Genomic DNA, 23,920 nt, shown 5'->3' with positions numbered 1-23,920 from the left:
AAGGACTCCACTCGATGCCCGCCCCGCGCCGCGCCTGCCTCATCCTGGCCCTGGCCGTGACCCTGTTGGCCGCCGGCCCGGCGGCACGCCTCGCGCCCCCGGCCTGGGCGCTGGAGGATCCGCCGCCCCTGACCTCCACCTGGGACCCCACCGTGCCGCCGCTGCGCGTCACCATCAGCGCGGCCGCCCACGCGCCGATGCCGACCGGCGCGGCCCTGGTGCTCCAAGGCCATGACGACGCCCCCCAGCACCGCCGCATCATGGCGAGCCTTGAAGAGACGCTGGCGGTCGTGGGCGGGCGCGGCGCGGCGCCGACACCCCTGGACCTCAGCTACAGCCTGTATGTGATCCCGGCCGGCGCACCTCCGAAGGCGGCGGCGGTGATGGGCGCGCTGGAGCCCCGGCCGATCCACCACACCCGGGGCATCAGCGCGACCCGGCAGGCCGGCGCCCGTTGGGGCCAGCCGGAGGGCCTGCCCCGGGGCATCCCGGTCACGGACCTGCGGGGACGGGGCGCGCCCCATGGGCTGGTGCTGTCCCAGGACCGGAGCGCCTTCGGCGCCGTGCTGCGCCTGGAACTGCTGGTGCGCGATCAGCGCGACGGCACGCCGCTCTGGAGCGGCTGGGCGGACAGCACCACCCGTGGCCTCCGCCGCGATCAGGTGGTGGCCCTGGTGGCCGAGCATGTGCTGGCCACGCTGGGCCAGACAGTCGTCGGTCGCGAGATCACCGTGCCGGTGCCGGCGGCCCTGGGTGGAACGGCACCGGCCGAATAGAGCCTGTTGACAACAGGGGCACGGGCGCGGCCCCGATCGGCGGCGCGAAGTCGAGGTTCGGCGGGGTGGCATCCTCCCGCCCAACACCCGAAATCCTCACTCCGCGGCCGGGGCGGCGGGTCGCAACTCGTCCGGCCCCATGCCGCCGGGCGCGTGATCCACGCCCATCTCGGCCCGGTCCGCCCACAGGGCATCGTGCGCCCGGCGCAGGCTGTCCGGAGATTCCAGCAGGGCGCGCCGCTCGTCGCGGGTCAGGAACGCGGGTCCCAGGTGGATGGCCGTGACCTCGGCGCGGCGCACCGTCTCCGTCGGCAACCGAGACGTGCCCCCGATCTCCGAGACCACCGCGCAGTGCCGGGCGTTGATCTCCGGGTCCAGCAGCACGGTGGCCAGGCGATCCTCGGCGGTGGTGGCCAGCGCCTCGACGAAGCGGGCCTCGTGACGGTCCACCGCCCGCAACACCGCCGGCGGCTCGCGATCCTCCGGAATGGTCAGCAGGCCCCAGCGCGCCAGCGGCGTATCGGACCCTCCGGTGTCAAGCAGCAGGCTCAGCAGCGGCGCGCCGACCAGGCCGGCCAGCACCGGCACCAGCCACCACCCCAGGGACGGCGCATACATCAGGACGGCGACGGTCGCCGAAAGGCCGATGGCCAGGACGTCCAGGTTCGCCCCGATGGCCTCGCCCAGGGTCAGGTGCTCGGCCTTGCGTCGCTGCGGGGCCCAGCCGACCCCGGACCCCGTCAGGATGGCGATCACGAAGCGCGTGTGGCGGATCATCATCACCGGCGCCACCAGCGCGGACAGCACGGTCTCGACCAGCACGCCCGCCACCAGGCGGACCCCGCCGCCCCGCGCCCGCCGGGTCCGGCCGTCGGCGAGCGCCAGCAGCAACCCCCAGAGCTTGGGCAGGAACAGCAGCCCCATCATGCTGATCACCAGCACGGCGGCCTCGTCCTCGCGGGACACCGGCCACGTCGGCCAGGGCGTGCCGTCCTGGAAGTACACGGGCTCGGCGACCGACAGGGTCCAGGCCTGCAGGCCCGCCAGCACCAGGAACAGAAGCCAGAGCGGCGAGGTCAGGTAGCTCATGATGCCGGTCAGCAGATGCGCCCGGCTGACCCAATGCAGGCGACGGGCGATCAGAATCCGCCCGTGCTGAAGGTTGCCCTGGCACCAGCGCCGGTCGCGCACCATGAAGTCCGACAGGGTGGGCGGCGCCTCCTCGTAGCTGCCCGTCAGGTCCCAGGCGATTTCCACGCGCCAGCCGAAGCGCCGCAACAGCGCCGCCTCCACGAAGTCGTGGCTCAGGATCTCGCCGCCCAGCGGCTCGCGCCCGGGCAGCTTGGGCAGGCCGCAGCAGCGCGCGAAGGCGCTCAGCCGGATGATGGCGTTGTGCCCCCAGTAGTTTCCCTCGCCCCCCGCCCAGAAGGCGATGCCGGCGGCACTGAGGGGACCGTAGACGTCGCCGGCGAACTGCAACAGCCGCGAGAACAGGGTCTCGCCCCGCACCAGCTTGGGCGCCGCCTGGATCAGCGCCGTGCGTGGGCGGGCGTCCAGCCGCCGGGTCAGGTGCCAGATGGTGCGGGCATCGAGGATGCTGTCCGCGTCCAGGGTGACCATGGCGCCATAGGCACCGCCCCAGCGCTCGACGAAGTCCTCGATGTTGCCGGTCTTGCGCCGGGCATTGTCCAGCCGGCGCCGATAGTAGATCGCCGGCAGATCGCCGGCCCTCTCGCGCTCGATGCGCCAGGCTTCCGATTCCGCGAGCCAGATGTCCGGGTCGGTGGTGTCCGAGATCACGAACACGTCGAACCGACTGGCGACGCCCAGCCGCGCCAGATCGTCGCGCATCGCCGCCACCCCGGCGAACACACGGGCCGTGTCCTCGTTGTACACCGGCATCACCAGGGCCACGCGCGCCAGCGCCGGGTCCAGCCCGGCGGCGCGGTCCGTCGGATCCAGGGACGACGACCAGCCGGCACGCACCCGCCGCGACGCCAGCAGCAAGGCCCCGGCGGTGAGGGTGCAGAACGACTGCGCCAGCCAGGCGGCCAGCGGCACGAACACCACGATCAGCGCGACATGCAGCGGCGACAGCCCGTTGGCGGCCAGCACCTGCATGAAGGATTGGGTGGCGGTCAGCGTGATGACCATCACGCAGAACAGGAACAGACGGCGGTGCGTCACCATGGCCTATCCAGTCGGCGGCGATCCGGCGGGCGGATCAAACGGGCGGATCAAACGGGCGGATCCGTGGGCGTGACCGACGAGATCCCCAGCATCGCGAGCCCCAGCGCCGGAACCGCCAGGGCCGTGGACAGCAGCGTCGGCAGGCGGCCGATCAGCCGGCGCCCGCTCCGGCGGGAGCGGTCACCCAGTTCCGCCAGGGTCAGGGGATCCAGCGGCTGTTCCCGCATCGGCCGTCCGTCCGCCTCGGGCACCAGGGGCCGGGCATCGGGCCTGGGCCGCCCGGGCAGGTCCCGCGCCATCTGGCGGGCGGTCCGGACCACGGCCGGCTGGGCATCCTGGATCGACATCGGACCGAGGCTGGCCGCGACCCGATGCGCCGCCTGTCGGGCCACGCCGTCCGCGACCGTATCCTCCAGCCGGCAGGCGCGGATCAGGTAGGACCGGGCCGTGTCCGCCAGCAGGTCCTCCAGGCTTCGCTTTGACATCAAGGTCATCGGCTTGGCTCCCTCATCGTCACGCGGCGGTGTCCGCCCGCCACTGGACCGTCCAGGTCTCGGACACCGGCGTCCCCCCCCGGGCGAGATGGCAGCGCAGGTTCATCGGCCCGTCGCCCTCGGCGACCGAGTCCAGGTAGACCCGCACCCCTCCCGACAGGTCATTCAGGGTGTGTACCGGCGGCTCGATCCGCCCCCCCCCGACCGACGCGACCACCTCCACCACGCCGGCATCGCGGAGGTTGCACAGCGGGCCGCCGACGAAGTCGATCACCCACTTGCGGCCCAGCCGTCGCTCGGACTCGCTGACCGGCACCCCGACCACGCCGAACCGGCCGGCCAGCGTGGTGTGGCACCACGCGAGCGCATGGTCCGGATCGTCGAGGGTCCAGTCGATGTCGTAGTCCAGGGACAGCGGCTGCCCGGGCTCGAACGGCTGCGCCGGTTTCCAGAACGCGACAATGTTGTCGTTGGTTTCGTCGGGAGTCGGAATTTCCACCAGAACGACCTCGCCCGCGCCCCAGTCGCCGCGCGGGGTCACCCAGGCGCTGGGCCGCAGGTGGTACCTCGCCTCCAGGTCCTGGTACTCCGGGAACGCCCGCATTCGCTGCATGAGCCCGAAGCCCTTCGGACCCTGGAGGCTGAAGGTATTCACCGCGAGGCGATCGGGGTTCGTCAGCGGCCGCCACAGCCACTCCCCGGTGGCCGTCTGGATGGACAGCCCCTGCGAGTCGTGGACCCGGGGGCGGAAGTCATCGACACCCGCGCGGTCGATGGGCGCGAAGTCGAACATGCTGGTCAGCACCCCCATGCCCAGCTGCGGCACCGGCTGGCGCGCGAACAGGCGTGCCTGGACCGTGGTGCGCGTCGTGGCGCCGGGGGTGATCTCGAACCGGTAGGCGCCGGTCACCGACGGCCCGTCGAGAAGCGCGTGAAGGACGATCGACCGCGCCAGCGGGTCCGGTCGCTCCACGTACAGCTCGGTGAAGGCCGGGAACTCCTCGCCGTCGTGATGCGCGGTGTTCACCGCGATACCGCGCGCGGACAGGCCGTAGACGCTGCCGGCGCACAGCGCGCGGAAGTAACTGGCCCCCTGGAACACCACCAGATCGTCCATGACGTCATGGCGGTTCAGGGGGTAGTGGACGCGCACGCCCGAGAAGCCGATGTCGCCGAAGCCGGCCGGATCGATGCGGGAGTCGCTGAAATCGAACAGACCGGGGCGATAGGTCAGGGGGGTGATGGCGCCGTTCTCGGTCGAGAACACGGAGACCGGAGAGCGCAGGTACCCCCCCAGGTGCAGCATCTGAAGCTCGAACGGAACCTCCCCCCGCCACAGCGCCTGGTCCCGCCGGAAGCGGATCTTCCGGAAGTCGTCGTAGTCCAGATCCATCAGGGTCTTGGGCACGGTCACGGGCGGCGGCTGGTAGGCCTCGCCGGCCAGGCGCGCGGCCTTGTCGATCAGGGTGTCGAACACGCTGACGGGACCCTGATCCTGGGCGTGCACCAGGCGGATCGGGGGAAGGCCGGCGGCGGCCAGCCCCGCCACGCCGGCCGCCCCGGACAGGAGGGCGCGGCGCGTGACGGAGGCGGAGGGCGGTGCGGCAGTCAACATGGATGACACAGCTCCGGCGAGGGGGGACGTGGTGACACGGTGGGCAATGCAGCACAGCGGCACCAATCACGTCCAGGCGATTAGCGGGCATACCGCAACAGCGAAGTGTGGCGGTTTCGCGTCAGAAGTAGGGCTTTTCCGGATTCCTGGTGATTTATTCAGGCCCCCCCCGGCCGCCGTCACGGCGGGCGCGCGCCCAGTCCGGGACTCGCGCCGGAGACTCGGGGCCTGGTGGCGATCACCGACCGGTCGCCACGCCCCAAGGACGCGCGAGGCAGCGGATGCGGCGCCGCCGGCGGATCACGGCCGGGTCGGTTTGCCGGTGCGCGCGCCTGGGCCGTCGCCGGCCGGAGGACCGGTCTCCGGCGGACCCTGGGCCGTGCCGCGACGCACGAAGGTGACCGCGACCGTGGTCGCGTCCGGGCGCGGGATGTCCCCCGGGATGCCCACCGAGATCCGGAAGGGGATCCGCTGGCCGGGGGCCACGGTTTCCATCAGGGCCGGCCTCACGACCTCGCGCACGGTGTCGCCGGCGTCGTTGCTCAGCACCAGCCGCAGATCGGGCACCGGACGGGACCGGTCGCCGGCGTTGACGATGGTCCCGCCCACCACCAGCGTGTCCGTGCCGTTCACCACCGTCCGCGTCGGCACCCCGGTCTCCAATGTCAGGCCCCGGCCCGGCGCCGGACGCGGGATCCCCAGCGCCTCGGCCCACTCGTCCATCACGGGCGCCCAGTCCAGCAGCCTATCGCGCGCCCGGTGATCACTGATCAGTGTCACGGCGGCGATCAGCACGGCCAACACGCCGACGAAGCGCCAGGAGGTACGCGATCCGCCCTCGCGCATGCGCCGGACGGCGCGACCCGGTCGGGACGGCGTCGGCCGCTCGAACCCCGGTCGTTCACGCCGGACGGCGACTCTGTGCGCGGAGTCCCGGCGCCCCTGACGCACCGCGAGCACGGCGACCAGCAGAGTGACGCCGATGGCGATCCCCACCGCGACGGTCATGGGACCGCCGGACCAGGCGTCGAACGCCCCGCTTGCCAGACCCACCGTTCGCCTCCCCCATCCAGATCCGTGGCCCCCGCGCCGCCATGGTCTCGCCACCCGTCAGGTCAGCCAGGGTCCGGCGGGCACGGGCGAGGTTGGGGTCCGTGTCATCACCATAGTACGTCGCCCCGCGATCGCGAAACACGGCCGGCGCGCCCTCTTGGGTGGTGATGCCCCCGTCCGCCGCCGCCTCGACGGGCCGCGACAAAGCCTCGGCTCCCTCTCCAGAACCCTCTTGATAAACATATAAAGATATCTTTATATTGCTGGTCAGCCAGACGGCGGTGCCCCCCGTTCGGGCGCCCGGCACGCACCACCGGCGTTTGCCGGACCGTGCCCGCGTCCCGGCGCCCGTGTTCCCCTCCTCCCGACCGGAGTTCCCGATGACGTTCACCGACTACAAGGTCAAGGATCTGAGCCTCGCCGACTGGGGCCGCAAGGAAATCTCCATCGCCGAAAGCGAGATGCCGGGCCTGATGGCCATCCGCGAGGAGTTCGGCACGTCCAAGCCGCTCAAGGGTGCCCGCATCGCCGGCTGCCTGCACATGACCATCCAGACGGCGGTGCTGATCGAGACGCTGCTCGCGCTGGGCGCCGAGGTGCGCTGGTCGTCCTGCAACATCTTCTCCACCCAGGACCACGCCGCCGCCGCCATCGCCGCCGCCAACATCCCGGTATTCGCCTGGAAGGGCATGAGCGAGGAGGAGTTCTGGTGGGCCATCGACCAGACCATCTTCGGCCCCGACGGCTGGCGCCCCAACATGGTGCTGGATGACGGCGGCGACCTGACCCTGGTGCTGCACGAAAAGTATGCCGAGCAGATGAAAGACGTGCGCGGCATCTCGGAAGAGACCACCACCGGCGTGCACCGCCTGTACGAGATGGCCAAGAAGGGAACGCTGCTGGCCCCGGCCATCAACGTCAACGACAGCGTCACCAAGTCCAAGTTCGACAACAAGTACGGCTGCCGCGAGAGTCTGGTGGACGGCGTGCGCCGGGCCACCGACGTGATGATGGCCGGCAAGGTGGCCGTGGTCGCGGGCTATGGCGATGTCGGCAAGGGCTCGGCCGAATCCCTGCGCAGCGCCGGCTGCCGCGTGCTGGTCACCGAGGTGGACCCCATCTGCGCCCTGCAGGCGGCCATGGAAGGCTACGAGGTGGTCACCATGGACAGCGCCGCGCCGCGCGGCGACATCTTCGTCACCTGCACCGGCAACGTGGACGTGATCACGCTCGACCACATGCGCGCCATGAAGGACCGGGCCATCGTCTGCAACATCGGTCACTTCGACAGCGAGATCCAGGTCGAGGCGCTGCGCAATTACAAGTGGACGAGCATCAAGCCGCAGGTGGACGAGATCGCCTTCCCCGACGGCAAGCGCCTGATCCTGCTGGCCGAGGGCCGGCTGGTGAACCTGGGCTGCGCCACCGGCCACCCGAGCTTCGTGATGAGCGCGTCGTTCACCAACCAGGTGCTGGCGCAGATCGACCTGTGGACCCACCCGGACAAGTACGAGCGTCAGGTCTACGTGCTGCCCAAGCATCTGGACGAGAAGGTCGCCGCCCTGCATCTGGCCAAGCTGGGGGTGGACCTGGACAGGCTGAACCCCGAGCAGGCCGCCTACATCGGCGTGACCCCGGCCGGGCCGTTCAAGCCCGACACGTATCGCTACTAGTGCAGCGACGCATTCAAGGGATTCCCCCTTGAACGCAAAACGTCGCTGCACAAAACATTGTTTCTCGTGCACTTTCGATCCAGACAAAAAGAATGCGGACTGCATCTTTTGTCTGGATCAGTGCACTAGAGCCGCCCGACCTTGCGCCGGCCTTCGAGTCGGTCGCCGGACCGACTTGCGTGGCGGGCGGTCCGCGCCGCCGACGCCGAAAGGCTGTTGGATGATCGTGGGGTGGTGACGGTTTTCGCCCGCCAGTGCAGGGGCCGCGCGACCGGCTCGTCACCACCGACCGCCGTCGGCCCAGGACCCGAGGAATAATCCGCTTCCCAGCCGTAATCGGACTGCCGGTCATTGAATGACGTATACTTGATGATATTGCCGTAATCGTCGTGCCGATACATATCCGGGTCCATGCCCTCGATCGGTCCCGCCCTGGTCCACAGGGCGCGACGCTCCGCGTCATCGGCGATCTCTGGCGTGGCCTCGGCCTCGCGGTCCATGCTCGGGCTCCAACACGGCGACGAAGGGGGGACCCGCAGTGGGAGTCGATCTCCTCAACAAGAACTGGGCCACCGCCGGCAGAAGCTCACACGATGGGCATGATGTAAAGGAATTGCATCAAAATTAGTATGGATTCACCGAAAACGGGATCGGGACCGGGTTCTCGCGGCGCCGGTCGTTGGCGCGGTCGCGGGCCTGAGTCACTGCGCCGGCGGGGCGGCGTCGTTGGCGGTCCCGTCGGATACCGGGGCAGGGGTCGCCGGCGCCATCACCGGTTCCGGCGGCCGGTCCGTGAAGCCCACCTCGAAGACGGTGGCCTCGGGCAGGCGGTTTTCCACGGTCATGCGGAAGGGCGCCGTCTCGCCCGGCGCCAGGCTGTCCGCCGGGGGCGGTGACACCATCTGCTGCACCAGCGCGCCGTCATCGTCGTTCAGTTCCAGGTGCAACGCGGGCACCGGCCGGATCTTCTCGCTGACGTTGGTGACCAGGCCCCGCACCACCAGGACATCGTTGCCGTCCACCAGCTCCCGCGTCGGCACCACCTGCTCCAGGGACAGGCCCAGACCAGGCCGCGTGAGGGGAATGCCGACGGCGTCGTACCAGGCCTCGGCGGCCGGCCAGACCCCGACCAGGGTGTTCCGCCCCAGGTAGGCCCCACCGGCGATGCCGGCCAGCAGCACCACCACCACGATCACGGCCGAGGCCCAGGACGGCGGGCGAAAGCCGCGCCGCTGTGCCTTCAACTGGGTGCGCAGGATTCCCGGCAGCGCCTCGCGCTCGGCGTCATCGTCGAGATCGAAGGCATCGTCCAGCGACTCCGGGTCCATGGGGTCGCCGCGCCGCGAGCGTTCCCGCTCCTGCTCGCCCAGGCGGGCAAGGATGTCGTCCAGGTCCGGCTCCGGCCCCTCGTCCTCGGCCGGCGGTCCCCGACGCGGCCGGTCCGGCTCGCTGTTCATGGGGATGTCGTCGGTGAGCGGGTCCAGCATCGGATCGAAGGCATCGTCGCGCGCCGGCATCGGATCGGCGGCGGCGCGCGGCTCGACCAGGGGGTCGTCTTCGTCGGGCGGACCGATCGGGTCGATGGCGGACGCGGGCGCGGCGCCGTCGCTCTCCAGGTGGCTTGAGAGCGGGCCGCGCGCCGGCGTGGCGCGGGACGGGGCCGACAGGGCCTCCAGGGACGCGGCGACCGACGCGGTCGTATCGGCCGTCAGGCCGTTTTCGCCGGACGGCTCCTGGTGCCACACATGACCGCAGCGCACGCACTTCAGGCGGCGCCCCCGAGGGCCCAGGGCCGTGTCGGGAAGGGAAAAGCCGGTTTCGCAATTGGGACAGTTGATTTTCATGCGGCCGTCGACTGGCGGGACCCACTCGGCTCGTTATAGAACTCGTTATAGAACCTGACGGGAAGGGGCACAAGCCGCGCCGTCGACCACAACCGCAGCGGCACGTGGACCGACCACGCCCGGATCACCACGGGGTCGAGGCATTGACCCCGGCACCATGACCTCAAGAACGGACCGGAACCGCATGGCCGATGACTGGGAGATCGCTGACGAGTCCGCGCGCCTGCCCCACCGGCCCCCGGGGGCCGAGGACACCGCCGTGGTACGGTTCGAGCGGGTCGGCCTGCGCTACGACGTGGGCCCCGAGGTGTTCCGCGACATGAGCTTTACCCTGCCGGCCGGCTCCTTCCATTTCCTGACCGGCGGCTCCGGGGCGGGCAAGTCGACGGTGCTGGGCCTTTGCTACCTGTCCTTGCGGCCGACGCGCGGCCTGGTCACCCTGTTCGGCCATGACGTCAGCCGCGCCCCGACGCGCCTGCTGCCCCGGTTGCGCCGGCGCCTGGGGGTGGTGTTCCAGGACTTCCGGCTGATCGAGCACCTGTCGGCGATGGACAATGTCGCCCTGCCCCTGCGCGTGGCCGGCGTGCCCGAGCCGGACATCCGCCGCCACGTGCCCGAACTGCTGGCCTGGGTGGGGCTGGCCGACCACCTGGAGGCGCGGCCGTCCACCCTGTCGGGCGGGCAGAAGCAGCGCGTGGCCATCGCCCGCGCCGTCATCAACCGCCCCGACCTGCTGCTGGCCGACGAGCCCACGGGCAACGTCGACGACCGCATCGCCATGCGGCTTTTGCATCTGTTCGAGGAATTGAACAAACTGGGGACCACGGTCCTGATCGCCACCCATAACGAGCAACTCGTGCGCCGCTTCGCCCACCCCTGCCTGCAACTGAACCATGGCGCCCTGACCCTGCGGCAGCCCGAGCCGCCGCAGCCGCGCCCTGGCCCGCGCCCCGCCGGGGGCCTTCAGGGCGGTCGCATGGATCGCCCCTGATCCCGGCCCCTGGCAAAAGGACATCCGCCTGCATGCGCTCCGACATTCCGTTGTCCCGTGACCGCAACGCCCGCCTGGTCCCGGTTCTGGTGGGCGTCATGGTGTTCCTGGCGGTGCTGGCGGCGTCCGGAGCACTGGCCCTGGACAACGTGCTCGACCGCTGGCGCCGCGATGTCACGGGAACGCTGACGGCGCAAATCCAGGCGGCGCCCGGCCTGGGCGCCGAGGCGCGCGCGGCCACCGACCGGCGGGTGGCGCTGGCCCTGGAGGCCCTGCGCGGTCACCCGGCGGTGGCCTCGGCCCGGGCGCTGGACGACGCCGAGCTGACCGCCCTGGTGGAGCCCTGGATCGGCGCCGGCGAACTGCTGGACGACCTGCCGATGCCGCGCCTCATCGACATCACCCTGCGCCCCGGGGCCGGCGGCGACACGGCCAGCGACGTGGCGCGGGCGCTGGCGGCGGCGGTGCCGGGGGCCTCGCTGGACGCCCATCGGCTGTGGCTGTCGCGCCTGATGGACCTTGGCGAGGCCCTGGGCCTGCTGGCCCTGGCGGTGGTGGCGGTGGTCGGCGTGGCGACCACCTTGGCCATCATCCATGCCACCCGGGCCGGGCTGACGGCGCATCGGCCGGTGATCGAGGTCCTGCACCTGATCGGCGCCCAGCAGGACTACATCGCCCGGCAATTCGCGCGCCACGCGCTCACCCAGGGCTTGAAGGGCGGCCTCGGCGGCTTCATGCTGGCGTTGCCGGTGCTGGCCGGTGTGGGCTGGCTGGCGGCTCAGGTCGAGGGGGGCCTGATTCCCAGGGTGGGCCTGTCGCCGTGGGACTGGCTTTGGCTCGTGCTTCTGCCCCTGGGGGCGGCCGGGCTATCGATGCTGACGGCGCGGGTGACGGTGTTGCATACCTTGTCCCGGATGCCCTGAGCCGGCATGCTTCGAGCCTCGCCCCTGTCCCTGCTGGTGTTCCAATCCGGTTGATCGACCCTTGGCGCGTTCCCTTTTTCGTCTGCCGGCGCGGCCGGCCCTGGTCGTGGCGGGCGTTCTGCTGCCGGTGCTGGCCTGGAGCATGGGCCTGGTCTGGTATGCGGCCGCGCCGCCGGAGCCGTCGGCCGAGGACGCGACCCGTCCCGTGGACGCGATCGTCGTGCTGACCGGCGGCAGCGCGCGCCTGCGCGCTGGCCTGGATCTGCTGGAGGCCGACCCGGATGCCGAACTGTTCATCAGCGGCGTACCCGCCGCCGTGACCACGGACGATCTGTGGCGCGCCCTGGACAGGCGCCCGTCGGCGGCGCTGGCGGCGCGGGTCACGCTGGGCCACGCCGCCGCCGACACCCTGGGCAACGCCGAGGAGACCGCCGCCTGGGCGCGGGCGCGCGGACACACGAGCCTGCGGGTGGTCACCGCCGCCTACCACATGCGCCGCGCCGTGCTGGAGTTCCACCATGTGATGCCGAACCGGCGGCTGGTGCCCCATCCCGTCTATCCCCCCCACGTGAAGCAGGAGGAATGGTGGCGCTTTCCCGGCACCGCGTCCCTGCTGGCCGGCGAGTACACCAAATACCTGGTGGCGCTGGCGCGGATTCACCTGGGGGTGTCGTTGCGCGACTCCGTCTCCGTCGTGAAGGACCTCGATCCGTGATGCCCATGGTCACCGTGTTGCGTTCCCTGGCGTTCAACCTCATTTACGTGACCTGGACCGCCATGCTGGGCGTGCTGTACCTGCCGCTGCTGGCGGCCCCGCGCCGGGTGGTGGTGGGGGCCACCAAGCTGTGGCTGGCCGGCCTGCGCGCCACCGCCTGGCATGTGGCCGGGGTGCGCTATCGGATCGAGGGACTGGAGAACCTGCCGGCCGGACCGGTGATCGTCGCCGCCAAGCATCAGAGCGCCTGGGATACCTTCCTGTTCCACGGCCTGCTGGATGACCCGGCCTACGTGCTCAAGCGCGAGCTGTTCCGCATCCCGCTGGTGGGCTGGTACATGAAGGCCGCCGGCATGGTCGGCATCGATCGCGCGGCCGGGGCGAGCGCGCTGAAGGCCATGATGCGGGCCTGCGGCGCGGTGCTGGCCGAGGGGCGGCAGGTGATCATCTTTCCCGAGGGCACGCGCACCGCTCCGGGCGACAGCCGTCCCTACCATCCCGGGGTGGCGGCCCTGTACCAGCGGTTCCCGGACGTGCCGGTGGTGCCGGTGGCGCTGAACTCGGGGCGGGTCTGGCACCGCAAGGCGTTCCTGAAGCATCCCGGCGTGGTCAGCGTGCGGATCCTGCCGCCCATGGACCGGGGGTTGGACCGTCGGCGGTTCCTGGAGGACCTGCGCGCGCGGGTGGAGGGCGCCGTGGCCGACCTGCCCGACCCCGGCGCCGCGATCGAGTCGCGGGCCCGGGACGCGGCCCCCTCGCCCTGACGGGGGGACACGGCTTGTGGATAACCCGGTGGATGAACCGGCAACCCTCAAGCACACCAACGAGTCGTACATCTCACCGGGTCCGTGACAAGAACGCGGGCCGGAAACAAAACAAGAACGATCGTTGACGCGGGGATCGGCGCGCGCTACCTGGGACCAGGGTCCCGGATCCGCCCGGGCGGCCGTGACATCTTGAATTTTCAATACCTTCACGCCGAAGCGAAAAGGACTCGGGCCGTGTCCGGAACAGCCGCCCCGCCAATGGCGCCCATCGCTCATCAGATCTGGGACATGAAGTACCGGCTGAAGACGGCGGCCGGCGCGCCTGTGGACAGTTCGGTCACGGACACCTGGCGCCGGGTGGCCCGGGCACTGGCGGCCGGCGAGGCCGACCCGGCCCCCTGGGAAGCGCGGTTCATGGCGGCGCTGGAGGACTACCGGGTGCTGCCGGCCGGGCGCATCCTCGCCGGCGCCGGCACCGACCGCCGGGTGACGCTGTTCAACTGCTTCGTCATGGGCACCGTTCCCGACGACATGGGCGGCATCTTCGACCACCTGCGCGAAGCCGCGCTGACCCTTCAGCAGGGCGGGGGCATCGGCTACGACTTCTCCACGCTCCGACCCCGGGGCGCGCCGGTGCACGGCGTGGCCGCCGACGCCTCCGGGCCGCTGTCGTTCATGGACGTGTGGGACGCCATGTGCCGCACCATCATGAGCGCCGGGTCGCGGCGCGGCGCCATGATGGCCACGCTGCGCTGCGACCATCCGGACATCGAGTCCTTCATCACCGCGAAGCGCGAGCCCGGGCGTCTGCGCAACTTCAACCTGTCCGTCCTGGCCACCGACCCGTTCATGCGCGCGGTGGAGACGGACGACGCCTGGGACCTGGTCTTCGACGGCGTGGTGCATCGCACGCTCCGTGCCCGCGACCTGTGGACGCGCATCATGCGCGCCACCTACGACCACGCCGAGCCGGGCGTGATCTTCATCGATCGCATCAACCGGCGCAACAACCTATGGTACTGCGAAACAATCACAGCGACAAATCCATGCGGTGAACAACCTCTGCCCCCGTACGGAACCTGCCTGCTCGGGTCCATCAACCTGGCGCGTCTGGTGGACGATCCCTTCACCCCCGAGGCACGCCTGGACGAGGCCGCCCTGGCGGATCTGACCGCCACCGCCGTGCGCCTGCTGGACAATGTCATCGACGTGTCGCGCTATCCCCTGCCCCAGCACCGCCGGGAGGCCGAAACCAAGCGGCGCATCGGGCTGGGCATCACCGGCCTGGCCGACGCCCTGATCCTGTGCAACGCGCGCTATGGCTCGGACGCGGCGGTCGCGCTCACCGGCCGCTGGATGGCGGCCCTGCGCCGCGCCGCCTATGCCGCCTCCATCGATCTTGCGCGCGAGAAGGGGCCGTTCCCCCTGTTCGACCGCAACCAGTATCTGCGGGGCGAGACCATCGCCACCCTCGACGACGACCTGCGCGCGGGCATCGCCGAACACGGCATCCGCAACGCGCTGCTGACCTCGGTGGCGCCCACCGGCACCATCTCGCTGTTCGCCGACAATGTGTCCTCGGGCCTGGAGCCCGTGTTCAGCTTCGAGTACACCCGCGCCGTGCTCCAGGACGACGGCAGCCGCCGCGAGGAGACGGTCTCGGATCACGCGTGGCGCCTGTACAAGGCGCTCCGGGGCGAGGACGCGCCGCTACCCGACGACCCCGAGGGCGCTTTCGTCACCGCCCAGGATCTCAGCCCGCGCGATCATCTGGCGATGCAGGCGGTGGTCCAGGACCATATCGACAGCGCGGTGTCCAAGACCATCAACGTGCCCGAGGATCTGCCCTTCGATGCCTTCCGCGACGTCTACTGGCAGGCGTGGCTGAGCGGCTGCAAGGGCTGCACCACCTACCGGCCCAACGCCGTGACCGGGGCGGTGCTCTCGGTCGCCGCGCCGGCCGCCGCGCCCGAGCCGGCCGCCGACGAGGGCACACCGGCCCCCGAGCGTCCGGAGTCGACCCCCACAACCGACGCCCGCGACCTGGCCACCATCCCCGGGAGCGGACGCCGCCCCGCCGAGGGATACGGCGACGCCCGGGTCGTGCACCTGACCCGCCCCCTGGACCGGCCGGAGGTGCTGCCGGGGCGGACCTACAAGGTGCGCTGGCCGGAGAGCGACCACGCGATGTACATCACCGTCAACGACATCGTGCCGGCGGACGGCCATCGCCGGCCGTTCGAGGTGTTCATCAACTCCAAGAACATGGAGCACTACGCCTGGACCGTGGCCCTGACGCGCATGATCTCGGCGGTCTTCCGGCGGGGCGGCGACGTCCACTTCGTGGTCGAGGAGTTGAAGGCGGTGTTCGATCCGCGCGGCGGCCAGTGGATGCGGGGCCGCTATGTGCCGTCGCTGCTGGCGGCCATCGGCGAGGTGATCGAGGCCCATATGATCGAGACCGGGTTCCTGGTCCCGGACGCCCCCTCCTCCCGGAGTCCCCGGGGAACGCCCGGGGGAGCCAGCTGGGACAAGGTTGGGGACGAGATTGGGACCGAGGATCGCGACGACGCGGCGATGCCTCGCGCGGCGGCGGCGGCGGCCGGGCGGAATGGGCCGTCCATGCCGGCGGGCATGCGCTTCTGCCCCAAATGCGCCCAGCCCACCCTGATCCGCCAGGAAGGGTGCGACACCTGCGCCAGTTGCGGCTATTCCCGCTGCGGCTGACGACGGCGCACGACAAGGCCCCGGTCCGGGTGCGCCGGACCGGGGCCGAGAATCAAGGTCTTGCGGATATCGCCGACCGCGCGACGATCGTCACGCCGGACCGCCGTCCATCCGGACGAAGCTTCAGCCCTGGCGGGCCTTGAAGCGCGGGTTCTGCTTGTTGATCACGTAGACGCGGCCCCGACGCCGCACGACACGGCAGTTCTTGTCGCGGGTCTTGGCCGACTTCAGGGAATTACGCACGCGCATGGGTCTATCCTCGACGGCTGGCCGCACCGGCGGGGCCGATCGGCGAAACTTGAAGATCGGGGGAGGGCGGTCCACGCGCGACCACTGTCGCCAGACACCCGCCCGAAAACGGGAGCACGCACTCTACAGAGAGCCCCTGCCGTCGTCAACGCGGGAGTGACGCGGCGACCGTCACGCCGGGCTGGTCGGGGGTCCGCATCCTCCACGGGCGGTATGTCAATGGGCAACCACCCTTGCCTTCCCCTGTCGACTCGTGCCAAGAACCGCCGCTAATAGGGGGCTGGCGGCGCGCCCGTCTCACGCATCCGCGCGCTGGCCGTGGTCCTTCGTCCCCCTTTTCTTTCGCCCGCCCCCGTAGCCCGCCGAGAAGGAGCCCGGCCCGTGTCCCTGAACGATTACCTGTTTACCTCCGAGTCCGTGTCCGAAGGTCATCCGGACAAGGTCTGCGACCGGGTGTCCGACGCCGTGGTCGATACCTTCCTCGCCGCCGACCCGGTGGCGCGCGTGGCCTGCGAGACCCTGACCACCACCAATCTGGTGGTGCTGGCCGGAGAGGTACGTGGACCGGCCGAGGTGGCGGGCAACACGGATCTGCTGGTGCAGGTGGCGCGCGACGCCATCCGGGATATCGGCTACGAGCAGGACGGCTTTCACTGGAAGACCGCCGATGTCCAGGTCCACCTGCATTCCCAGTCGACCGACATCGCCCAGGGCGTGGACGCCGCCGGCAACAAGGACGAGGGCGCCGGCGACCAGGGCATCATGTTCGGCTACGCCTGCGACGAGACCGAGGAACTGATGCCCGCGCCCATCGCGCTGTCGCATCGCATCCTGAAGTCCATGGCCGAGGCCCGCAAGAGCGGCGCCACGGCTCTTCTGGGCCCTGACTCCAAGAGTCAGGTCACCTTGCGCTACGCGAACGGCAAGCCGGTCGGCGCCACCAGCGTGGTGGTCTCCACCCAGCATGCCGATGCCGCCTCGGTCGAGGAGATCCGTGAGCTGGTGCGCGGCCACGTCCTGAAGGTGCTGCCCGAGGGCTGGATGTGCCCCGAGCAGGACTTCTACGTGAACCCCACCGGCCGCTTCGTGATCGGCGGTCCGGACGGCGACTGCGGCCTGACCGGGCGCAAGATCATCGTCGACACCTACGGCGGCGCGGCCCCCCACGGCGGCGGCGCGTTCTCCGGCAAGGACCCAACCAAGGTGGACCGCTCGGCGGCCTATGCCGCGCGCTACCTGGCCAAGAACGTGGTCGGCGCCGGCCTGGCGACCAAGTGCACCATCCAGGTGTCCTACGCCATCGGCGTGTCCAAGCCCCTGTCGGTCTACGTCGACACCGCCGGCACCGGCGTCGTCGACGAGGGCAAGCTGGCCCGGGCGCTCCAGGAGGTCATGGACCTGTCGCCGCGGGGCATCCGCGAGCACCTGGGCCTGAGCCGGCCCATCTACGCCCGCACCGCGGCCTACGGCCATTTCGGCCGCGCGCCGGAGGACGACGGCGGCTTCTCCTGGGAGCGCCTGGACCTGGTGGATGCGCTGAAGACCGCCGTTGGCGCCTGATCGCGACAGCCGGCCGCGCACCGAGGACGTCCGCTTCTACGGCCGGCGCAAGGGCAAACCGTTGCGCGCCGGCCGTCGCGCGCTGATCGACCAGCGGCTGCCCGACCTGTCGGCGCCCCGGCCGGCCGAGGGCGAGATCTTGGACCCCCGCGTCCTGTTCCCGCATCCGGTGCGCGCCGTCTGGCTGGAGATCGGCTTCGGCGGCGGCGAGCATCTGGCGGCGCAGGCGGCGGCCCATCCGGAGGTGGGCTTCGTCGGCGGCGAGGCGTTCCAGTACGGCGTCGCCAAGCTGGTGGCCGCCGTGGACGACGCCGGCCTGACCAACGTGCGCGTGGTCGCCGACGATATCCGCCCCTGGCTGGAGCACCTGCCCGACGCCTGCCTGGAGCGGATCTTCGTCCTGTTCCCCGATCCCTGGCCCAAGACCCGCCACGCCAAGCGGCGCATGATCGCCCCCCGGCGCCTGGACCTGTTCGCGCGCCTGCTGACCGACGATGGCCTGCTGCGTGTGGCCACCGACGACAGGGGATACGTGCGCTGGACCCTGACGCACGCCACCGCCCATCCGGATTTCCGGTGGACCGCGCGGCGGGCCGACGACTGGCGCCGGCCGCCGTCCGATCACGTCCGGACCCGCTACGAGGCCAAGGCCCTGGACGCCGGCCGGACGCCCACATACCTTGACTTCAGGCGCCGCCCGCGCGGGTGACGGTGCGGACGGCGCCGTCCTGGCCTCATCACACGCCCCGGAACGACGGTCCATGCCTCCTCAAATTCCCCTGCCGCCCCCCTCGGCCATCGCCGACCCGGAGCTGCTGACCGTCGCCGAGATGGGCCGCGCGGATGCCGCCGCCGTCGCCGCCGGGGTGCCGTCGCTGGCGCTGATGGAGGCCGCCGGCCATGCCGTCGCCCGGGCCATCCGCCTGCGCTGGCGGCCCCGCCGGGTGGTGATACTCTGTGGTCCCGGCAACAACGGCGGCGACGGTTTCGTGATCGCGCGCCGGCTGGCCCGCGACGGCTGGCCGGTGCGCGTCGCGCTGCTGGGGGAACGGGACCGCCTCGGCGGCGACGCGGCCGTCAACGCCGCGCGCTGGGACGGCCCCATCGCCCCCCTGGATCTGGGGGCGCTGGACCGCGCGGACCTGGTGGTGGATGCCCTGTTCGGCGCCGGCCTGACCCGCCCGGTGGAGGGCGTGGCCGGGTCGGTGCTGGAGGCCGTCGCCGCCCGGGGCATTCCCTCGGTGGCCGTGGACATGCCCAGCGGCGTGGACGGCGACACGGGGCGGGTCCTGGGCACGGCGGCGCCGGCGGCGGTCACCGTCACCTTCTTCCGCGCCAAGCCGGGCCACCTGCTGGACCCGGGGGGCACCCTGTGCGGCGACCTGGTGGTAAGCGACATCGGCATTCCGGCGGCGGTGCTGGCGGACATTCGCCCCATGGCCTTCCGCAACGGTCCGGCGCTGTGGACCCCGCCCCGGCCGCGCCCCTCCGATCACAAGTACACCCGGGGTCACGCCGTGGTGTTCGGCGGCGCGCGCATGACGGGGGCGGGACGGCTGGCGGCCCGGGCGGCGCGGCGGATGGGGGCCGGCCTGCTGAGCGTGGCGGCGCCGGAGGCGGTGCTCCCGCTCTACGCCCAGGACGCGCCCGGGGTCATCACCCGCGCCCTGGAGCGGCCGGAGGACCTGGACGCCCTGTTGGACGATGCCCGCCACAACGCCCTGCTGCTGGGGCCGGGGTCCGGGCGCGGACCGGTCACGGCACAGCGGGCGCTGGCGCTGCTGGCGACCGGCCGGCCGACGGTGCTGGACGCCGACGCGCTCACCAGCTTCGCCGACGATCCGGGCATGCTGTTCGAGGCGATCATCGGCCCGGTCGTATTGACCCCGCATGAGGGCGAGTTCCGCGCCCTGTTCCCCGATCTGGCGAGCGAGGCCGATCGCGCGGCCCGCGCGCGGCTGGCGGCGCGACGCGCCGGCGCCGTGGTGCTGCTGAAGGGGCCCCGCACCCTGATCGCGGCCCCCGACGGACACCTGGTGATCAACGCCGACGCGCCGCCGAGCCTGGCGACGGCCGGCTCGGGCGACGTCCTGGCCGGCGCCATTCTCGGCCTGCTGGCCCAGGGCATGCCGGCGGCGCAGGCCGCCGCCGCCGCCGTCTGGCTGCACGGCGCGGGCGCCCGCCTCGGTCCGCCCGGACTGATCGCCGAGGACTTGCCCGACGCCATGGCCGAGGCCATGGCCCGCCTGGCCACCCCGGCGAGTCCGGGGCCTGCGCCGGCCCTGTCTTGAGACGGCGGGCCACCATGCTCACATACCAGGAGCGTGCGAGGGCGACCTCGCGCACCACATCAAAACCAAGCCCGGCAGGGGCTCCGGCGGTTCGACCGCGCGTTTGCCTCTCGACCGGCGAAAGAGGGGCCGGCGCGCCATGACACAGAATCAACCTGCCCCGATCGGCCTGCTGGGCCGCCTGCGCAGCCTGGGCACGGTGTGGCGTGACATTTCCGACAAGGTGTCCAGCGCCGACGACCTGTCGAGTCTCAACCCGGACCTGCCCGAGGACGACGCCCGCAAGATTCGCGCCGGCATGAACGCCTGCCTGGAGGCGCGCGGCGGCGAGGTCTCGGCGCGCGCCCGCGCCGCCACCCTGGGGCGCGCCTACCTCAGCCTCAACGAAACCGGACGCGCGCGCTTCCTGGAGATCCTGGCCCGCGAATACGCCACCGACCACGACCAGGTGCGCGACGCGGCGGCGGCCGTGCTGGCGGTGCAGGACGACCACGTCGCGGCCCTGCAATGGACCGAAGGCCGCCTGCGCGACGTGCTGGTGTCGCCGCGCCAGCGCCTGCTGACCCAGTTCAACGCCCTGCCCCGGGGCATCAAGTTCCTGGTGGACATGCGCGCCGAGCTGCTGCCGCTGGCCCGCGAGCGGCCGGAACTGCGCGGCCTGGAACGCGACCTGCGCGACCTGCTGGCCTCCTGGTTCGACATCGGCTTCCTGGAGTTGCGACGCATCACCTGGGACTCGCCCGCCGCCTTCCTGGAAAAGATCATCACCTACGAGGCCGTGCACGAAATCCAGAGTTGGGACGACCTCAAGAACCGGCTGGACCATGACCGCCGCCTGTATGCCTTCATCCACCCCAACATGCCCGAGGAACCGCTGATCTTCGTCGAGGTGGCGCTGGTCAACGGCATCGCCGGCAACATCCAGGCGTTGTTGGACATGGACGCCCCCATGCTGAACCCGGAGGAGGCGGACACCGCCATCTTCTACTCCATCTCCAACGCCCAGGCGGGCCTGGCCGGCATCAGCTTCGGCAACTTCCTCATCAAGCAGGTGGTGGAGCGCCTGAGCCACTCCTTCCCCAAGCTGTCCACGTTCTCGACGCTGTCGCCGATTCCCGGCTTCTGTGGCTGGCTCGATCGGCGCCTGGCCGAGGGCGAGCCCGGCCTGTTGCTGCCGGCCGAGCGCAAGGCCATCACCCAGGCGGGTGTCGGGCGGACCGCCGACGCGGCCGACGCCGCCGGCAAGGACGGCCGCACCGGCAGGGACATCAAGGCGGGGCGGGACACCAAGGCGGGGCGCCCGGCGATCGGCGCCAAGGGCAGCTTCAAGACGCTGCTGGCCGATCCCTGCTGGCCGGACCACGACCCCCTGACCACCGCCCTGAAGGGACCGATGACGCGGCTCTGCGCGCGCTATCTGGTCAACGAGCGCCGCACGCCCCGCCAGGAGGGGCGCCCGCCGGTGGCGCTGGACCCGGTGGCCCACTTCCACCTGTCGAACGGCGCCCGGGTGGAGCGGCTCAACTGGATGGGCGATCGCTCACCGAAGGGGGTGCGGCAATCGGGCGGCCTGATGGTCAACTACCTCTACAAGCTCTCCGATATCGAGCGGAACCATGAGGCGTACCAGGGCCAGGGCAAGGTGGCCACCTCCACCGCCATCCGGAACCTGGCCAAGGGATAGGCCCCTCCTGCACTGATCCAGACGAAAGACGCTGTCTGCGCTCTTTTGTCCGGATCAAACGTGCGCCAACTTCAAAGTGGTGTGCGGCGACATGTGCCGTCACGGCTGGTCTCCGTGACGGCGTCGCCGCGCGAGGGACGTCCCCGGTCGGAGGGGACCATGGATCGGGCCCCCTGCCCCCTCACGCACATTGCCGCGACTTGATGCACCCTTTGATATAGATCGCGGACTCTGACAATTTTATAGTTAAACACCCGCCCGGGCTTCGTTACACTGGCCGCCTTGTCTGGGAGCCATTCCGATCGTCCGTGATCCTGACGCGTCAGACTCACGGACAGACGTGGCCATGGCGCGCCGGCCCCCCGGCCGTCCCACAATACCGCCCTGTCTTTTGTCGAACGGGATCTCTTTTGTCGAACGGGATCACACCGTCTGCGAGAAGGCGAGCCATCATGACCTCAGGATCGGCGACAACCACACAGCCCTCCTTTTTTTCTCGATTCAGCATTGGCGCGCGTCTGGCCGTCGGCTTCGCCGTCCTCATCGCGATCAGTATCCTCAATGGGCTCATCGCGCAAAACAGCATGGGAACGCTGTCCGATCTGACTGCGCGGATGTACCGCCACCCCTTCGCCGTCAGCAACGCCGTGCTGGCCGCCGATGCCGACATCACCGCCATGCATCGGAGCATGAAGGACATCGCCCTCGCCCGGGATACCGCCAAGATCAACGCGGCCAGCGCGGAGGTCGACCGGTTGGAACGGGATGTGGACGCGCAGTTCGCCATCCTGCGTGACCGGTTCCTCGGCGATCCCCGCATGATCAACAACGCCGAAACGGCGTTCAAGGAGTGGCGCGCCATTCGCGACGACGTGATCGCGCTGGTGCGCGCCGGGGACCGCGACGCGGCCGCCGACATCACCCGCGAGCGGGGCGCCCAGCATGTGGCCCTGATCGACAAGCACATGACCGCGCTCAACAACTTCGCGCAGAACAAGGCCGTGGAGTTCATGGACAACTCGCGCGACGTCCGCGCCCGGGTCACCCTGCAGACGTACGCGCTGCTGGGTCTGTCGGTCATCGTCGCGGTCGCCCTGGCCTGGGTGATCACCCGCAGCATCACCGCGCCCATCGCCCATCTGATCTCGGCCATGACCCGGATCGCCGACAACGATCTGGCGGTCGAGGTGCCCGGCTTGCGGCGCGGCGATGAAATCGGCGCCATCAGCCAGACCGTCGAGGTCTTCAAGAAGAACGCCCTGAAGATCGAAAAGATGCGCGCCGAGCGCGCCGAGGAGGTCAAGCACGCCGAACAGGAAAAACAACGGGCGATGGACATCCTGGCGACCGACTTCGAGACCCGCGTCGGCGAGGTGATCCAGTCGGTCTCGGCGGCGGCCACCCAGATGCAGTCGGCCGCGCATTCCATGTCCACCATCGCCGAGGACACCAGCAGCCAGGCGGCCAACGTAACCTCCGCCGCCGAACTGGCGTCGGAGAACGTGCAGGCCGTGGCCACCGCCACCGAGGAGCTTGGGGGATCGATCACCGAGATCAGCCGCCAGATGCGGGAGCAGACGGGGGCGGCCGACGACGCCTTCGCGGCGTCCGTGGCCAGCGATGCCGAGATCAAGGGACTGGCCGAGAAGGTCGAGTCCATCGGCACCGTGGTCAACCTGATCACCAGCATCGCCGAGCAGACCAACCTGCTGGCGTTGAACGCCACCATCGAGGCGGCGCGCGCCGGCGACGCCGGCAAGGGCTTCGCCGTGGTGGCCAACGAGGTCAAGTCTCTGGCCACCCAGACCGCCAAGGCCACCGAGGAGATCGCCGCGCAGATCAAGGACGTTCAGGACCGGACCGACAGCGTCGTGACGACCATCGCCGACATCAACGACAAGATCGAGAAGATCAGGGAGATCTCGGCCTCGGTCGCGGCGGCCATCGAGGAACAGAACGCGGCGGCGACGGAGATCGGCCGCAGCACGCAGGAAGCCTCGGTCGGCACCCGGCAGGTGTCGTCCTCGATCGAGGGCGTCACCAAGACATCGGAGCGCGCGGGGTCCGGCGCCCGGCATGTGCTGACGTCCGCCGAGAACCTGTCACAGCAGTCGGAACACCTGTCCGCGCGCGTCGCGGAGTTCATGAAGAACCTGCGCGTGATGTAGGACGACGGCATCGCACACCCCCGACCCCACACCAGGAGACGGGCCAGAAAAGAAACGGGGCGGCCTCGCGATGAAGCCGCCCCGTTTCTTCATGTCATGCCAACGGTCATCGACCATGACCATTGCTTCACGTCCGTGGTTCGTCGACGTCCATGGCCGGCCCCGACACCGCGTCGCGGTGCCTCGCCGTTGGATCCGGG

The 23,920-nt window shown here is 70.7% G+C and carries 19 protein-coding genes; 12 read left to right on the top strand and 7 right to left on the bottom strand.

Features of this window, described 5'->3' with window-relative positions; all coding sequences use genetic code 11:
* Positions 1–14: 14 nt before the first annotated feature.
* Positions 15–776 (top strand): hypothetical protein, encoded by a 762-nt coding sequence (locus GGD89_RS09715; RefSeq protein WP_184044579.1) that lies wholly within the window; start codon positions 15–17, stop codon positions 774–776.
* Between the two features lie 96 nt (positions 777–872).
* Here the strand turns inward: GGD89_RS09715 and mdoH are convergent, their stop codons facing one another.
* The 4 genes from mdoH to GGD89_RS09695 form a co-directional block, all read right to left on the bottom strand.
* On the bottom strand, positions 873–2,966 hold the full coding sequence (gene mdoH, locus GGD89_RS09710) for a glucans biosynthesis glucosyltransferase MdoH (RefSeq protein WP_184044577.1): 2,094 nt from the start codon (positions 2,964–2,966) through the stop codon (positions 873–875).
* Between the two features lie 47 nt (positions 2,967–3,013).
* Positions 3,014–3,460, bottom strand: a complete 447-nt coding sequence (locus tag GGD89_RS09705) for a hypothetical protein (RefSeq protein WP_184044575.1) — start codon at positions 3,458–3,460, stop codon at positions 3,014–3,016.
* 19 nt (positions 3,461–3,479) lie between these two features.
* Positions 3,480–5,075 (bottom strand): OpgD/OpgG family glucan biosynthesis protein, encoded by a 1,596-nt coding sequence (locus GGD89_RS09700; protein WP_184044573.1) that lies wholly within the window; start codon positions 5,073–5,075, stop codon positions 3,480–3,482.
* Between the two features lie 300 nt (positions 5,076–5,375).
* Positions 5,376–6,128: a DUF3426 domain-containing protein gene (locus tag GGD89_RS09695; RefSeq protein ID WP_184044571.1), complete on the bottom strand. Its 753-nt coding sequence runs from the start codon at positions 6,126–6,128 to the stop codon at positions 5,376–5,378.
* Between the two features lie 380 nt (positions 6,129–6,508).
* On the opposite strand from GGD89_RS09695, the gene ahcY reads away from it, so the two are divergent.
* Entirely contained in the window at positions 6,509–7,801 is a 1,293-nt protein-coding gene (gene ahcY, locus GGD89_RS09690) for an adenosylhomocysteinase (protein ID WP_184044569.1), read from the top strand.
* Between the two features lie 125 nt (positions 7,802–7,926).
* Here the strand turns inward: ahcY and GGD89_RS09685 are convergent, their stop codons facing one another.
* Both GGD89_RS09685 and GGD89_RS09680 read right to left on the bottom strand, forming a co-directional pair.
* Entirely contained in the window at positions 7,927–8,301 is a 375-nt protein-coding gene (locus GGD89_RS09685) for a hypothetical protein (RefSeq protein ID WP_184044567.1), read from the bottom strand.
* A gap of 201 nt (positions 8,302–8,502) precedes the next feature.
* Positions 8,503–9,645, bottom strand: a complete 1,143-nt coding sequence (locus tag GGD89_RS09680; protein WP_184044565.1) for a DUF3426 domain-containing protein — start codon at positions 9,643–9,645, stop codon at positions 8,503–8,505.
* Between the two features lie 184 nt (positions 9,646–9,829).
* Here GGD89_RS09680 and ftsE point away from each other — a divergent pair, with 184 nt between their 5' ends.
* The 5 genes from ftsE (at position 9,830) to GGD89_RS09655 (ending at position 15,768) form a co-directional block, all read left to right on the top strand.
* Positions 9,830–10,636: a cell division ATP-binding protein FtsE gene (gene ftsE / locus GGD89_RS09675; protein WP_184044563.1), complete on the top strand. Its 807-nt coding sequence runs from the start codon at positions 9,830–9,832 to the stop codon at positions 10,634–10,636.
* A 32-nt stretch (positions 10,637–10,668) separates the two neighbouring features.
* Positions 10,669–11,559, top strand: a complete 891-nt coding sequence (locus GGD89_RS09670; protein ID WP_184044561.1) for a cell division protein FtsX — start codon at positions 10,669–10,671, stop codon at positions 11,557–11,559.
* Between the two features lie 61 nt (positions 11,560–11,620).
* On the top strand, positions 11,621–12,274 hold the full coding sequence (locus GGD89_RS09665) for a YdcF family protein (RefSeq protein WP_246423009.1): 654 nt from the start codon (positions 11,621–11,623) through the stop codon (positions 12,272–12,274).
* On the top strand, positions 12,274–13,038 hold the full coding sequence (locus tag GGD89_RS09660; protein ID WP_246423008.1) for a lysophospholipid acyltransferase family protein: 765 nt from the start codon (positions 12,274–12,276) through the stop codon (positions 13,036–13,038). Before GGD89_RS09665 ends, GGD89_RS09660 begins: the two co-directional genes overlap by 1 nt.
* 261 nt (positions 13,039–13,299) lie before the next feature.
* Positions 13,300–15,768, top strand: a complete 2,469-nt coding sequence (locus GGD89_RS09655; RefSeq protein WP_184044636.1) for an adenosylcobalamin-dependent ribonucleoside-diphosphate reductase — start codon at positions 13,300–13,302, stop codon at positions 15,766–15,768.
* A 123-nt stretch (positions 15,769–15,891) separates the two neighbouring features.
* On the opposite strand, the gene ykgO is transcribed toward GGD89_RS09655, so the two are convergent.
* A complete protein-coding gene (gene ykgO / locus GGD89_RS09650) occupies positions 15,892–16,017 on the bottom strand; it encodes a type B 50S ribosomal protein L36 (RefSeq protein ID WP_184044559.1) in 126 nt (41 codons plus the stop codon).
* 381 nt (positions 16,018–16,398) lie between these two features.
* Here ykgO and metK point away from each other — a divergent pair, with 381 nt between their 5' ends.
* The 5 genes from metK (at position 16,399) to GGD89_RS09625 (ending at position 23,720) form a co-directional block, all read left to right on the top strand.
* Complete coding sequence (gene metK / locus GGD89_RS09645; protein ID WP_184044557.1) at positions 16,399–17,577, top strand: methionine adenosyltransferase; 1,179 nt, start codon at positions 16,399–16,401, stop codon at positions 17,575–17,577.
* Entirely contained in the window at positions 17,567–18,286 is a 720-nt protein-coding gene (trmB, locus tag GGD89_RS09640) for a tRNA (guanosine(46)-N7)-methyltransferase TrmB (protein ID WP_184044555.1), read from the top strand. The genes metK and trmB overlap by 11 nt, the downstream gene beginning before the upstream one ends.
* A 52-nt stretch (positions 18,287–18,338) precedes the next feature.
* Positions 18,339–19,868: an NAD(P)H-hydrate dehydratase gene (locus GGD89_RS09635; RefSeq protein WP_184044553.1), complete on the top strand. Its 1,530-nt coding sequence runs from the start codon at positions 18,339–18,341 to the stop codon at positions 19,866–19,868.
* A 139-nt stretch (positions 19,869–20,007) separates the two neighbouring features.
* Complete coding sequence (locus GGD89_RS09630) at positions 20,008–21,552, top strand: malonyl-CoA decarboxylase (protein ID WP_184044551.1); 1,545 nt, start codon at positions 20,008–20,010, stop codon at positions 21,550–21,552.
* A 452-nt stretch (positions 21,553–22,004) separates the two neighbouring features.
* Positions 22,005–23,720 carry a methyl-accepting chemotaxis protein gene (locus GGD89_RS09625; RefSeq protein WP_184044549.1) on the top strand — a complete coding sequence of 572 codons (1,716 nt, stop codon included), beginning with the start codon at positions 22,005–22,007 and terminating at the stop codon, positions 23,718–23,720.
* Positions 23,721–23,920 lie beyond the last annotated feature (200 nt).

The sequence above is a fragment of the Roseospira visakhapatnamensis genome (assembly GCF_014197915.1).
In the GTDB taxonomy this organism is placed as follows: domain Bacteria; phylum Pseudomonadota; class Alphaproteobacteria; order Rhodospirillales; family Rhodospirillaceae; genus Rhodospira; species Rhodospira visakhapatnamensis.
This window is presented reverse-complemented; position numbering and strand designations above follow the sequence as displayed.

Bases quoted from the DNA above. Each gene is read 5' to 3' on its own strand.
- ahcY (WP_184044569.1), top strand. From the start codon at position 6,509: ATGACGTTCACCGACTACAAGGTCAAGGATCTGAGCCTCGCCGACTGG.
- GGD89_RS09635 (WP_184044553.1), top strand. From the start codon at position 18,339: ATGCCTCCTCAAATTCCCCTGCCGCCCCCCTCGGCCATCGCCGACCCG.
- GGD89_RS09670 (WP_184044561.1), top strand. From the start codon at position 10,669: ATGCGCTCCGACATTCCGTTGTCCCGTGACCGCAACGCCCGCCTGGTC.
- GGD89_RS09705 (WP_184044575.1), bottom strand. From the start codon at position 3,460: ATGACCTTGATGTCAAAGCGAAGCCTGGAGGACCTGCTGGCGGACACG.
- GGD89_RS09655 (WP_184044636.1), top strand. From the start codon at position 13,300: ATGGCGCCCATCGCTCATCAGATCTGGGACATGAAGTACCGGCTGAAG.
- GGD89_RS09685 (WP_184044567.1), bottom strand. From the start codon at position 8,301: ATGGACCGCGAGGCCGAGGCCACGCCAGAGATCGCCGATGACGCGGAG.
- GGD89_RS09625 (WP_184044549.1), top strand. From the start codon at position 22,005: ATGACCTCAGGATCGGCGACAACCACACAGCCCTCCTTTTTTTCTCGA.
- GGD89_RS09680 (WP_184044565.1), bottom strand. From the start codon at position 9,645: ATGAAAATCAACTGTCCCAATTGCGAAACCGGCTTTTCCCTTCCCGAC.
- GGD89_RS09700 (WP_184044573.1), bottom strand. From the start codon at position 5,075: ATGTTGACTGCCGCACCGCCCTCCGCCTCCGTCACGCGCCGCGCCCTC.
- mdoH (WP_184044577.1), bottom strand. From the start codon at position 2,966: ATGGTGACGCACCGCCGTCTGTTCCTGTTCTGCGTGATGGTCATCACG.
- ykgO (WP_184044559.1), bottom strand. From the start codon at position 16,017: ATGCGCGTGCGTAATTCCCTGAAGTCGGCCAAGACCCGCGACAAGAAC.
- GGD89_RS09630 (WP_184044551.1), top strand. From the start codon at position 20,008: ATGACACAGAATCAACCTGCCCCGATCGGCCTGCTGGGCCGCCTGCGC.
- GGD89_RS09715 (WP_184044579.1), top strand. From the start codon at position 15: ATGCCCGCCCCGCGCCGCGCCTGCCTCATCCTGGCCCTGGCCGTGACC.
- GGD89_RS09660 (WP_246423008.1), top strand. From the start codon at position 12,274: ATGCCCATGGTCACCGTGTTGCGTTCCCTGGCGTTCAACCTCATTTAC.
- ftsE (WP_184044563.1), top strand. From the start codon at position 9,830: ATGGCCGATGACTGGGAGATCGCTGACGAGTCCGCGCGCCTGCCCCAC.